Raw genomic sequence first — 12,988 nt, 5'->3', positions numbered from 1 at the left:
CGGCTTTAGCGCGGTGGTCCCACCTGACCCCATGCCGAACTCAGAAGTGAAACGCCGTAGCGCCGATGGTAGTGTGGGGTCTCCCCATGTGAGAGTAGGGAACTGCCAGGCATCAAATTTAGTGTGCTGATATGGCTCAGTTGGTAGAGCGCACCCTTGGTAAGGGTGAGGTCCCCAGTTCGACTCTGGGTATCAGCACCACTTTATACTTAGGTTAAAGTTCGGCAAGAAGTAAAAGAATTTGTCTGGCGGCTTTAGCGCGGTGGTCCCACCTGACCCCATGCCGAACTCAGAAGTGAAACGCCGTAGCGCCGATGGTAGTGTGGGGTCTCCCCATGTGAGAGTAGGGAACTGCCAGACATCAATTAAGTGAAAAGGCCATCCGAAAGGATGGCCTTTTTGCATTTCTACACTGCACACAGCGTAGGCCGGGTAAGGCGAAGCCACCACCCGGCATAACAAACGATTAATGAATCACCTGCGACAGGAAAGCGCGCGTACGTTCTGATTTAGGATGGGCAAAGAACTCATCCGGCGGCGCCTGCTCGACAATTTCACCTCGATCCATAAAGATCACCCGGTCAGCCACGGTTCTGGCGAACCCCATTTCGTGAGTTACACACAGCATAGTCATTCCGGATTGCGCCAGCCCAATCATGGTATCCAGAACTTCTTTTACCATCTCTGGATCCAGCGCTGAAGTTGGTTCATCAAACAGCATAATTTTGGGCTTCATGCACAGGGAACGGGCGATTGCCACACGCTGCTGCTGGCCACCCGATATCTGTCCTGGAAATTTATTGGCGTGTTCAGCAATACGTACACGTTCCAGATAGTGCATCGCTAACGCTTCAGCTTCCTTTTTCGGCATTTTGCGTACCCAAATCGGCGCAAGCGTACAGTTCTGCAGTACCGTCAGATGGGGGAACAGATTAAAGTGCTGAAACACCATCCCGACTTCCTGACGCACGCGTTCGATATTGCGAATATCTTCATTCAGCTCGATACCATCCACAACAATACGCCCCTGCTGATGTTCCTCAAGGTGATTGATGCAGCGAATGGTTGTCGATTTCCCTGACCCGGAAGGGCCGCAAAGTACAATACGTTCGCCCTGCTTGACCTTAAGGTTGATATCTTTCAGGACATGAAACTGCCCGTACCATTTATTCACGTTTTCCAGCGTAATCATCGCGTCGGCGGGTGTCATTGTAATTTGGCTCATAATTTCCTCAGTGCGGTGTACGCCCGGTGTTAAAGCGCTTTTCCAGATGCTGGCTATAGCGCGACATGCTAAAACAAAAGATCCAGTAGATCAGAGCAGCAAAGACATAACCCTCGGTGGACATGCCAAGCCAGACAGGGTCAACCGTTGCCTGCTGCACGCTGCTAAAGAGATCGAACAATCCGATGATGATTACCAGGCTGGTATCTTTGAAGAGGGCGATGATGGTGTTCACCAGCCCCGGGATAACCAGCTTGAGCGCTTGCGGGAGGATGACCAGCCCCTGTGTTTTCCAGTAGCCGAGTGCGAGTGATTCCGCTGCTTCATACTGTCCTTTAGGTAATGCCTGCAGACCACCACGTACTACTTCCGCAACGTAGGCGGACTGGAACAGAATGACCCCCACCAGGGCACGGATCAGTTTGTCTATCGTCGTGCCTTCTGCCATAAATAGTGGCAACATGACTGAAGACATGAACAGAACGGTGATAAGCGGTACACCACGCCAGAACTCAATGAAAATAACGGAAAGCACGCGGACAACGGGCATTTTTGAGCGACGCCCAAGTGCCAGCAGAATGCCCCATGGCAGTGCGCCTGCGATCCCCACAGAAGCAATAATCAGCGTCAGCGTTAACCCGCCCCACTGTCGGGTTTCCACGCGTTCCAGCCCCAGAAAACCACCGTACAGCAGTACCCACACAACAACCGGATACACCACCGCCCAGCAGGCGATGTACCGTCCGCGTTGCGGTAGCGTTTTCAGGAACATGACGGCGATGGAGAGCAGGCCAATGACAAGCGCCAGATTAATCCGCCAGCGCTGTTCGTGTGGATACAACCCATACATGAACTGACCAAAACGCTCGTGGATAAACACCCAGCAAGCCCCTGCTTTGGTACAGTCTGCCCGGGTTGAACCAACCCAGTTAGCCTGCAAGAAAGCCCAGTTAACGAGTGGCGGGATCAACTCCCACATAAGCCACAGGCAAACAATCGTCAGCAGGCTGTTACTCCAGCTGGAGAACAGATTCTTACGCGCCCAGAGAATAAAACGTCCACCTGTCGAGTGGGCAGGACGCGAGGAGTGCGACAATATCGCTTTAGTCATCATAGTTCCTTAGCGCTCGACCAGTGCTATACGACGGTTATACAGGTTCATCAGCAGTGAGATCGCCAGGCTGATAATCAGATAGACAGACATGGTGATGGCAATGGTTTCAATGGCCTGTCCGGTCTGGTTAAGCACGGTGCCGGCGAAGAGTGACACCATATCCGGGTAGCCAATAGCGGCCGCCAGCGACGAGTTTTTGACAATATTGAGGTACTGGCTGGTCAGGGGCGGAATGATGACCCGTAACGCCTGCGGAATAATGACCTGTCGAAGCGTCACCGTATGAGGTAACCCCAGGGAGCGGGCTGCCTCGTGCTGTCCATGCGGAACTGCCTGGATCCCCGCCCGAATAATTTCGGCGATAAACGCGGACGTATAAATGGAAAGGGCCAGCGTCAGGGCCGCCAGTTCAGGAATTAACACCATCCCGCCCTGGAAGTTAAAGCCCCGCAGATGTGGCACATCCCAGTGTAACGCGGCACCAAATAGCCAGTGTGTCAGTAGCGGCAGACCGATGATCAGGAGCGCCGCAATGGGCCATGTCTTGCGAAGCTGCCCGGTTTTGATCTGATGTTTGCGGTTAAAGCGAAATAGCCCGGCAGAGAGGGCGAGCGCGATGATGATCGCGGCGATAAAAGCATACATCCCTTCTGCGAGTTCAGGTGAAGGAATATAGAGACCACGGTTGCTCAGGAAAAACAGATCGAAGGCATCGACAGCCTGACGTGGACCAGGAAGGTTACGCAGTACGGCGAAATACCAGAAAAAGATCTGTAGCAGTGGCGGGATATTACGGAACGTCTCAATGTAAATGGTGGACAGCTTTCGCAGCAGCCAGTTTTCTGAGAGGCGAGCAAGGCCAATAAAAAAGCCCAGAATAGACGCAAACACAATACACAGTGCAGATACCAGCAGTGTATTGAGTAAACCGACCAGGAACACGCGTCCGTATGTATCGCCTTCCTGATAGTCAATAAGATGCTGAACAATGCCAAAACCCGCACTGCGATCCAGAAAAGCAAAGCCGGAGGTAATACCGCGATTATTCAGATTGGTAACCGTGTTATGAATCAAATAAATGGCGATAAGAACAACCGCAAGAATGGCAATAATCTGGAATAGCCAGGCGCGGACCGCGGGATGAGAAAAGGATAGCGATCCTTTTACGGGGGAGCGGCGATGGGACATAAAGAAACCTCGGTAACCATGACTCTGGAGTGGGCACTGCGTTCGCAGTGCCCGTTACAGCTAAGACTTAACGTACTGGCGGTGCGTACTGAATACCGCCGTTATTCCAGAGATTGTTCTGGCCGCGTTTGATCTTCAGCGGGCTTTCCGAGCCTACGTTGCGCTCAAAGATCTCAGCGTAGTTGCCTACCTGTTTAATGATGTTGTACGCCCACTTGTTATCCAGCTTCAGATCCTTGCCAAAATCGCCTTCCGTGCCCAGCAGGTGTGCCATATCCGGGGTGGATGGTTTGGCGGCTTTCTCATCGACGTTTTTCGAACTGATGCCCATCTCTTCTGCGTTCAACATGGCAAACAGGGTCCAGCGAACGATAGAGAACCAGTCTTCGTCGCCACGGCGAACGACGGGCCCAAGAGGCTCTTTGGAGATCACTTCAGGCAGGACAATCCACTCTGCCGGGTTGCTCAGCTTGATACGCAGCGCGTAGAGTTGCGACTGGTCAGAAGCCAGCGTATCGCAACGGCCGGATTCCAGCGCTTTGGCTGATTCATCAGAGCGATCGAATGTCACCGGCGTGTACTTCATGTTGTTCGCTTTGAAATAATCCGCGACGTTAAGTTCAGTATCGGTACCTGCCTGAATACAAACGGTCGCACCATCCAGCTCTTTGGCGCTTTTCAGGCCCGCTTTATTGTGGGTCAGGAAACCGATGCCGTCATAATAGGTGACACCGGTGAAAGACATCCCCATGCCCGCGTCACGGGAGGAGGTCCAGGTGGTATTACGTGAGAGCATGTCAACTTCGCCGGACTGCAGCGCGGTGAAACGTTCTTTTGCCGTCAGCGGGGTATATTTTACTTTGCTGTCATCACCAAAAACGGCAGCGGCGACGCCCCGGCAGACGTCAACATCGATACCGGTAAATTTGCCGTTCGCATCGGCATAAGAGAAGCCAGGCAAACCATCGCTAATACCGCATTGAACAAAACCTTTCTTTTTAACGGCATCCAGCGTCGTGCCCGCATGGGCCTGACCCGCAACAGCAAACAACATGCCCGCAGCGGTCAGGCTGGCTATCATCGTCTTTTTCATAATGCATCCTGTGTGGCTAAATTTATCGTTATTGAAGTGTTTAAACACTTTTACCCGTCTGTGGCGTTGGCCAACGTTTATAAAGCAAACGTAATGCCAGGTTTTGCGCTCGACAAAATAAGTGATAAGTGAACGCTTAATGCTGAGTGTAGACAGGCTTAAATAAATCGAGCGCCCCGAAACGGTGCGAAATTACAACCTGTGCCACAAATCAGAGCAAAAGTTTGCCTGTCGGAGAGATTAAAATGAAAGATGGTTTCTGAAGTGAATATTGGCAGGGTAATAAATGGGATTAATAGGTGAAAATCATCACGATAGAATATGAAACTTAATAAGATGCAGGAAAAAAATGTGATTGACTTCAGTCTGAAATAATTTCCAGGCATAAAAGCAGGGCTATTTTTTTACTTATCTGAAAATACTGCACTATTTAAAAGCAAAAGCGCGGACAACGCCGCGCTTTCACAAGGTATGTTACGCCACTGGCGTTACCGGGTCAGGGCAACAATACCCAGCGTTAAGCCCGCTACAGCGGCAGCACCGCCGGCGATAGCACCTGCTGTTTCCCAGTTATCCTGAGTGGTGCCTTTCATACAGGTATTGGTATGAACCAGTCGGCCCTGATCGTCGTATACCGGTACACATGGAGAGTCGTGCGCGCATCCAGCCAGCAGCGCAGCGAGTAGTGCAACGGAAATGAATCTTTTCATGATGTTACCTCAGTATTATTTCGCATTCGCTATAAAGCCAGGAGGGCCATTAACGAACTGGAGCTTATTTTACCACCGGGGTAAGCCCGCGTTACACGAGGAATAATCTCAAATTATGTGGTTTGTAAACATCGTGGAGAAAAGCCTTTAGTCAGAGCGAATTAATGGAGAAATTATGGAGTGGCAATATGAGATTTTTACTTAATGCAAACGAGTGATTTTTAAGGCTGACAAATATAAAACCTAATTCACTGTTTATATTGAGAATTAAAAAGGCACCCGCGGTGCCTTTCAGGTATTCAACACGCTTTGTGGCGGGTAAACCGTCTTCGGACAACAACAAAGAAAACAGGCACGAAGAAGATAGCCAGAAGCGTCGCAGAAAGCATGCCTCCCATTACCCCTGTCCCGACTGCGTTTTGCGCACCGCTCCCGGCACCAGTGCTGATCACCAGCGGCATAACGCCGAGAATAAAGGCCAGCGAGGTCATCAGAATTGGGCGAAGGCGCATCCTTGAGGCCTCAAGCGTGGCTTCGATTATGCCTTTACCCTCTTTTTCCATCAGATCTTTAGCAAACTCGACGATCAGAATGGCGTTTTTGGCCGACAAACCAATCGTTGTCAGCAAACCCACCTGGAAATAGACGTCATTATTTAAGCCACGTAACGATGCCGCAATAAGGGCCCCAATGACCCCCAACGGCACCACCAGCATCACTGAGAATGGGATGGACCAGCTTTCGTAAAGGGCAGCCAGGCACAGGAACACCACAATCAGTGAAATGGCATACAGGGCAGGTGCCTGGTTTCCGGACAGTCGCTCCTGATAAGACATTCCTGTCCAGTCAAAGCCGATGCCGGAAGGCAGTTTTGCAGCAAGACTCTCCATCAGTGCCATTGCCTCTCCGGTACTTTTACCGGGTGCAGACTCACCGATAATCTCCATGGATGGCACTCCGTTGTAACGCTCCAGGCGAGGGGAACCGTATACCCAGCGAGAGGTACTAAAGGCGGAGAAAGGCACCATTTCGCCATTCGCGCTGCGTACATAGAGGTTGTTGATGTCCCCGGGCAGCATACGGAAGCGCGCATCGGCCTGAACATACACTTTTTTCACCCGTCCATGATCGATAAAGTCATTTACATAGGTTCCCCCTAATGCCGTCGAAATGGTCTGGTTGACATCAGAAAGACTGATACCCAGCGCCTGAGCCTTCTCCTGGTCGACATCCAGTTTAAACTGAGGGGTATCTTCCAGACCGTTGGGGCGCACGCGTACCAGCATGTCAGGGTGTGCTTTCACCAGTCCGAGCAATTTATTCCGTGCCTGAGTCAGCTGGGTATGGCCCAGATTTGCCTGGTCAATCAGTTCAAAGTCGAAGCCTGTTGCAGTTCCCAGCTCGATAATCGCAGGCAGGTTGAACGGAAATACGAGACCGTCTTTTATCTGGCTGAAGGCTTTTGTCGCGCGGCCAACAATTGCTTCAACGCTATTTTCCGCGCCCGGTCGCGCTTCCCAGGGTTTCAGGCTGACGAAGGCAATTCCGGCGTTCTGGCCCTGACCGCTAAAGCTAAAACCATTTACCGTAAAGACGGATTCGACGTTGGCCTTCTCGTTATTCAGGTAATAGTTCTGTACCTGGTCGAGAACCTGCTGCGTGCGCGTCTGGGTTGCACCGGCCGGAAGCTGAACCATCGTCATAAATACGCCCTGGTCCTCTTCGGGCAGGAAGGAGGTGGGTAAACGCAGAAACAGTACCGCCATGCCACCGACGATAATGATGTAAACCACCAGATAGCGTCCGGTCTTGCGTAAAATACCGCTCACACTGTTGCTGTAATGCTCCACGCTCTTGTCAAAAAGCGCATTAAACCAGCCAAAAAAACCGCCTTTTTTTTCGTGATGATCGCCGGATACCGGTTTAAGCAGGGTGGCGCACAGCGCGGGGGTCAGGATCAGGGCGACCAACACGGAGAGGGCCATTGCCGAAACGATGGTCAGTGAAAACTGGCGATAGATGGCCCCGGTTGAACCACCGAAAAATGCCATCGGAATAAAGACCGCCGAGAGCACCATGGCAATCCCCACCAGAGCACCCTGGATCTGTTCCATCGACTTCTGTGTCGCCTCTTTTGGCGGCAGTTTGTCCTCTACCATCACGCGTTCGACGTTCTCAACGACCACAATGGCATCATCAACCAGCAAGCCTATTGCCAGCACCATCCCGAACATCGTCAGGGTATTGATGGAGAACCCGAATGCCGCCAGCACCGCGAAGGTTCCCAGCAAAACAACCGGCACCGCGATAGTGGGGATAAGCGTCGCGCGCAGGTTTTGCAGAAACAGATACATCACCAGGAAGACGAGAATGATCGCTTCAAACAGGGTTTTCACCACTTCGTGAATCGAGATCTTCACAAACGGTGTGGTGTCGTACGGATAAACCACCTTCAGACCCTGTGGGAAGAATTGCTGTAGCTGGGCCAGCTTGCTCTTGATGGCTGCAGCCGTATCCAGCGCATTTGCACCGGTTGCCAGCTTAATCCCCAGGCCAGTTGCAGCCTGCCCGTTGATTTTGGTCACCATATTGTAGTTTTCGCCACCCAGTTCAATGCGTGCCACGTCCTTCAAATGCACCATCGAGCCGTCCTGGTTCACCTTCAGCGTCACGCGGCCAAACTCTTCCGGTGATTTCAGGCGGGTTTGCGCAATGATCGAGGCGTTCAGCTGCTGGCCCGGTACAGACGGTGTGCCACCTAACTGGCCTGCCGCAATCTGATCGTTCTGGGTTTTCAGTTGATTAATAATGTCCAGCGGCGTCAGCTGATATTTGTTCATTGCGTTGCTGTCGAGCCAGATACGCATCGCATACTGGGCACCAAACAGCTGAACATCACCCACCCCCGTGGTTCGGCTAATCGCATCTTTCACATTCGAGGCGACATAGTCAGAGATGTCGTCCTGCGAGAGGTTTTTATTGTCGGAAACAAAGCCGGCAACCAGCAGGAAGCTGCTGCTGGCTTTTTTAACGCCGATCCCTTGTTGCTGGACCTCCTGCGGCAACAGCGGCATGGCGAGCTGAAGTTTGTTCTGGACCTGAACCTGCGCGATGTCCGGGTCTGTACCTGACTCAAACGTCAGGGTAAGGGTGACGTTACCTGCAGAGTCGCTGGTGGATGACATATACATCAGGTTATCGACGCCGTTCATGTTCTGTTCGATAACCTGCGTCACGGTATCCTGCACCGTCTGGGCATCTGCGCCGGGATAGGTCGCGGTTATGGCAACCGCGGGTGGGGCGATAGTCGGATACTGCGCGACGGGCAGTTTGAGGATCGCCAGCCCACCAGCAATCATCAAAATGATGGCGAGAACCCAGGCGAAAACCGGCCTCTGGATAAAGAAATTAGCCATGTCGTCGTTCCTTAACCGGCTGGAGTCGTAGAGGTATCGGGTGTGGCGACGACGGTAGCCCCAGGCCTGACTTTTTGTAACCCACTGACAATCACGCGGTCACCGTCTTTCAGTCCTTCCGTGATCAGCCAGCGATCGCCAATGGCCTGGGGTGCAACGACGGTGCGTGACTCGACCTGGTTTTTGGCGTTAACAATCAGGACGGTTGCATCCCCACGCGGTGTGCGGGTCACGCCTTGCTGGGGAACCAGAATCGCATTCGGCTGTGTACCCTCATTAATGCGGGCGCGTACAAACATGCCCGGTAACAGCAGGTGCTGGGGATTCGGGAAAATCGCCCGCAGGGTGATGGAGCCGGTGCTTTCATCAACCGTCACGTCGGAAAACTGCAGCGTCCCTTTTAGCGGATAAGGCTGACCATTCTCCATCAACAGCTCGACGGTGCTGGTGGTCTCACCTTTTTGCAGGCTTGTCTGCTTCAGACGCATAAAATCATTGCTGGACTGGGTGACATCGACATACATCGGATCCAGCTGCTGTACCGTTGCCAGGGCGTTTGCCTGGCCGTTGGTAACAAGCGCCCCTTCGGTCACGCTGGATTTACCAATGCGACCATCGACGGGAGAGGTGACTTTGGTATAGGCGAGGTTGATGCGTGCGCTTTCAACCCCTGCTTTTGCGGCAACGACGCTGGCATCCGCCTGCTGAGCCGTCGCGACGGCCTGGTCGTATTCCTGCTTACTGACATACTGTGTGCCCACGAGCGGGAGATAACGTTTCACCGTCAGGTGCGCAATATTGGCTGCCGCCTGGGCTTTCGCCAGCTCCCCTTGTGCGTTGTCATACGCCGCCTGATAGCTGGCGGGATCGATCTGATAAAGTGACTGACCAGCTTTGACATCGCTGCCTTCGGTGAAATTGCGACGCAGGATAATGCCGCTAACCTGAGGACGCACTTCCGCAACGCGAAACGCATCGGTTCTGCCAGGAAGCTCTGTAGTGACATCCAGGGGGGCACTTTTAACAATATGTACACTCACCTGAGGAGGCTGCGGTTGATGTTGTTGGTTTTCCTGCCCATCGCATCCAGTAAGCAGTGCGGCGCAGACAATAAAACCGGTTAAGGGTAAGCGTCTGAAATGATTCGTCATTACTGTTCCTTTAAACACCCATTAACCGATATTTCCGTGAATCGGTGACAGGGCAGGGGACAAAAACAAAAAATGTAGATGCGTATAATAATGAGGGTATTTAATGTTTTTTAATTTATAAGTGCGAATGAATGCAGTAATAATAAAAAAGTCAGAGCCGGAACTTATAGAAGCAACGAAATAGTTCTGGAAGGCTAATCAGGTTAAGGGCGTTTGATAACCGGTATTCATATATTATATGAATCTAATTACTGCTAAATATTTATCTCAATTATAAATTAAGCGGATTGACGTTTTTTGTGCAGAAATAAAACCGGTTTTAATGAATACTCCCGACGACCAACCTCCGATATACAGCTTAAATCTTGTGAGTAACGAGTAGTCGTCTATGGCGCGTAAAAAGAAAGCAGAGGCTCAACAGACCCGTCAACAGCTGATTGAAGCGGCTATCGGGCAGTTTGCGACGCGCGGTGTGGCTAACACCACGCTGACGGATATCGCGGATGCGGCAAAGGTGACACGTGGTGCCGTCTACTGGCATTTCAGCAGCAAAGCAGAAATATTTAATGCGATTTGGGAACAGCAATTGCCGCTTCGTGACATCATTCGCGACAGACTTTCTCTTTCCGCCAATGCTGACCCATTGTTAATGCTTCGTGAGCAATTCATCACGGCGTTGCAATATATTGCACATGAGCCACGCCAGTGTGCACTTTTACAAATTTTGTATCATAAGTGTGAATTTGCCAGCGATATGATTTCAGAGTATGAAATCAGGAAGCGCATTGGCTTCAACGATGACGCTCTGCGTGCGACGCTGGAAACGTGTATTTCGGCGCAGATGAATGTGGATTTAACGCTGATTGTGTTCCATGGATTTTTTAGTGGAATAATTAAAAACTGGTTAATGAATAACAACAGTTTTAATCTTTATCAGCAGGCTCCCGCTCTGGTCGATAACATTCTGGCGACACTCCCTGTTACGCGAATGTCGCCACGTGAAGAGACTTACGACTCGGTGTCGGGCAAGATCTCTCCCTGCTCGCAAAGCGTCTCAATGGTCTGTGCGCTGACAGGTTTGCCTAACAAATAACCCTGAAGGGTATTACACCCCAGCTCTGTCAAAAAGGCTTGTTGGGCTTCGGTCTCCACCCCTTCAGCCACCACTTTCAGATTCAGCGTTTTCGCCAGGGCGACAATCGCGGAGACAATCGTCGCATCTTCGCTTTCCCCACTTAACTCTTTCACAAACGCCCTGTCGATTTTCAATTCACAGGCGGGTAAGCGTTTAAGGTACAGCAGGCTCGAGTATCCGGTACCAAAGTCATCAATGGAGGCTTTCACGCCCGCATTCGTCAACTCCGTCAACACCCGCACGCTCTCATCCGGATTGCTCATCGCGGTCGTTTCCGTCACTTCCAGGATCAGCATTTCCGGTGGTACCTGATGACGTGCCAGACACTCGAGCACCGTATTAACCAGTGACGGCTGTTCAAACTGCAGCGTCGACAGATTCACTGCCATCGACCAGTTTTGATGTCCTTTAAGGTGCCATTCACGCAACTGGCGGCAGGCTTCATTGAGAACCCAGTTACCAATCGGAATGATCTGCCCTGTTTTTTCCGCCAGCGGCAGGAACAGGTCTGGCGTGAGTAATCCCTGCTTCGGGTGTTGCCAGCGCAGGAGCGCTTCAAATCCAAGTATCGGGCCTGCCGGTGCGTGGAATTTGGGCTGATAATGCAGCTGGAGTTCATTACGATCGATGGCCAGCCACAGATCGTTCATGAGCTGCAGATGGGTTTGCGCCAGGGTGTTCATGGAGGGCTGGAAAAAGTGATAACCGTTACGGCCCATATGCTTGGTGTGGTACATCGCCGCATCGGCGTTAAACATCAGTTCGCGCTCGGTTTTGCCGTCGTGCGGATACAGCGCAATACCAATGCTAAGGGTCACCACCAGCTCATACGGATCCAGATTGAACGGGCTATCAATCGCGCGTACCAGCGCGTTGGCGAGGGAGGCCGCATCGTCCGGGCCTTCTGCTTCTGCGAGCAGCACAAATTCATCACCGCCAATACGTGCAAGCGTGAACTGGCCTTTCAGGGGGAGCAGCAGGCGCTGCGTAACGGCCACCAGCAGCTTATCGCCGACATCATGACCGTAGGCGTCATTGACGGCTTTAAAACCGTCGAGATCCATGAACATCAATGCGAAATGCGTACCCTCACGGTCTGCTTTGTTGATGGCCTGGTCGAGTCGGTCTTCCAGCAGGATACGATTGGGCAGGCGCGTCAGCGTATCTTGCAGTGCCAGTTGAGCCAGCTCCCGGTTAGCTTCTGCCAGGGATGAGGCAAGGAGAGAGGTGCGTGCCTGAAGGCGCGCATCCAGCATGGAGACCAGCAGGGTGATCCCAAGGATGGCGAGCGCGACGACGCTCACCAGCACAGCCAGCCAGCTGCCGTTAATGCCGTCATGGTGTGCCATGGTCGACATCGGAAACTGGGCGGCTTTCATCCCCGCGTAGTGCATTCCGGCAATGGCGATCCCCATCGTGATCGCGGCACCCATGCGCATTAGCGCCACCTGGGCGGCTTCATGACGCAGGCGGAATGTCAGCCACAGTGCCGTGAGCGACGCCGCAAGCGCGATAGCCACCGATATACCCACCCATGTTTTATCCCAGATAATACCGGGCGTGACCTCCAGTGCCGCCATACCGGTGTAATGCATGGCCACAATACCGCTTCCCATCACCAGTGCACCGGGCAGCAGACGGCGCAAACGCAGCTGTTCGCAGCTGACAAGCCACAATGCAAACAAGGATGAACCTACGGCAATGACCATAGATAACCCCGTCAGGGTGGCGTTGTAGCTCATGCTCATAGAGAGATCCATTGCCAGCATGCCGATGAAATGCATCGCCCATACGCCAATACCCATTGCAATACCGCCACCGGCCAGCCAGATGCGAGCTGCGACCCCCTGACTCCCCGCGACACGCGCGGCCATATTCAGCGCGGTATAGGCGGCAAGGATGGCAACAACAAAGGAGAGGACTACAAGGATATGGTTGTATTGGCTAACCAGCATG

9 protein-coding genes, 1 tRNA gene and 2 rRNA genes are annotated in these 12,988 nt (G+C 52.4%); 4 read left to right on the top strand and 8 right to left on the bottom strand.

The window, feature by feature from the left end; translation table 11 throughout:
• The 3 genes from rrf (ACTJJI_RS15885) to rrf (ACTJJI_RS15875) all read left to right on the top strand — a co-directional run.
• Positions 1–111: ribosomal RNA gene (rrf, locus tag ACTJJI_RS15885) — 5S ribosomal RNA — on the top strand; the annotation flags it as partial.
• Between the two features lie 14 nt (positions 112–125).
• Positions 126–201 (top strand) — tRNA-Thr (locus ACTJJI_RS15880).
• A 43-nt stretch (positions 202–244) separates the two neighbouring features.
• Positions 245–360, top strand: a 5S ribosomal RNA gene (rrf, locus tag ACTJJI_RS15875).
• A gap of 106 nt (positions 361–466) precedes the next feature.
• Here rrf (ACTJJI_RS15875) and ACTJJI_RS15870 read toward each other — a convergent pair.
• The 7 genes from ACTJJI_RS15870 to ACTJJI_RS15840 all read right to left on the bottom strand — a co-directional run bounded on the left by ACTJJI_RS15870 (position 467) and on the right by ACTJJI_RS15840 (position 9,897).
• Complete coding sequence (locus tag ACTJJI_RS15870) at positions 467–1,225, bottom strand: amino acid ABC transporter ATP-binding protein (protein ID WP_014171880.1); 759 nt, start codon at positions 1,223–1,225, stop codon at positions 467–469.
• Between the two features lie 7 nt (positions 1,226–1,232).
• Positions 1,233–2,336, bottom strand: coding sequence for an amino acid ABC transporter permease (locus ACTJJI_RS15865; RefSeq protein ID WP_014833506.1), 1,104 nt, complete (start codon positions 2,334–2,336; stop codon positions 1,233–1,235).
• 9 nt (positions 2,337–2,345) lie between these two features.
• Positions 2,346–3,527: an amino acid ABC transporter permease gene (locus tag ACTJJI_RS15860; protein ID WP_118283307.1), complete on the bottom strand. Its 1,182-nt coding sequence runs from the start codon at positions 3,525–3,527 to the stop codon at positions 2,346–2,348.
• A gap of 67 nt (positions 3,528–3,594) precedes the next feature.
• On the bottom strand, positions 3,595–4,620 hold the full coding sequence (locus ACTJJI_RS15855) for an amino acid ABC transporter substrate-binding protein (RefSeq protein ID WP_046888999.1): 1,026 nt from the start codon (positions 4,618–4,620) through the stop codon (positions 3,595–3,597).
• A 488-nt stretch (positions 4,621–5,108) separates the two neighbouring features.
• Positions 5,109–5,330, bottom strand: coding sequence for a lipoprotein (locus tag ACTJJI_RS15850; protein WP_013099001.1), 222 nt, complete (start codon positions 5,328–5,330; stop codon positions 5,109–5,111).
• 299 nt (positions 5,331–5,629) lie between these two features.
• Positions 5,630–8,746 carry an efflux RND transporter permease subunit gene (locus ACTJJI_RS15845; RefSeq protein ID WP_014833503.1) on the bottom strand — a complete coding sequence of 1,039 codons (3,117 nt, stop codon included), beginning with the start codon at positions 8,744–8,746 and terminating at the stop codon, positions 5,630–5,632.
• Positions 8,747–8,757: 11 nt separating this feature from the next.
• Entirely contained in the window at positions 8,758–9,897 is a 1,140-nt protein-coding gene (locus ACTJJI_RS15840) for an efflux RND transporter periplasmic adaptor subunit (protein WP_192544686.1), read from the bottom strand.
• Positions 9,898–10,285: 388 nt separating this feature from the next.
• Between ACTJJI_RS15840 and envR the strand changes: the two genes are divergently transcribed.
• Positions 10,286–10,990 carry an acrEF/envCD operon transcriptional regulator gene (gene envR / locus ACTJJI_RS15835; protein ID WP_440654754.1) on the top strand — a complete coding sequence of 235 codons (705 nt, stop codon included), beginning with the start codon at positions 10,286–10,288 and terminating at the stop codon, positions 10,988–10,990.
• Here envR and ACTJJI_RS15830 read toward each other — a convergent pair.
• Positions 10,906–12,987, bottom strand: a complete 2,082-nt coding sequence (locus ACTJJI_RS15830; protein ID WP_047361177.1) for a putative bifunctional diguanylate cyclase/phosphodiesterase — start codon at positions 12,985–12,987, stop codon at positions 10,906–10,908. The genes envR and ACTJJI_RS15830 overlap by 85 nt on opposite strands.
• Position 12,988 lies beyond the last annotated feature (1 nt).

It is taken from the genome of Enterobacter sp. 22466 (assembly GCF_052044775.1).
Classification (GTDB): domain Bacteria; phylum Pseudomonadota; class Gammaproteobacteria; order Enterobacterales; family Enterobacteriaceae; genus Enterobacter; species Enterobacter dissolvens.
This window is presented reverse-complemented; position numbering and strand designations above follow the sequence as displayed.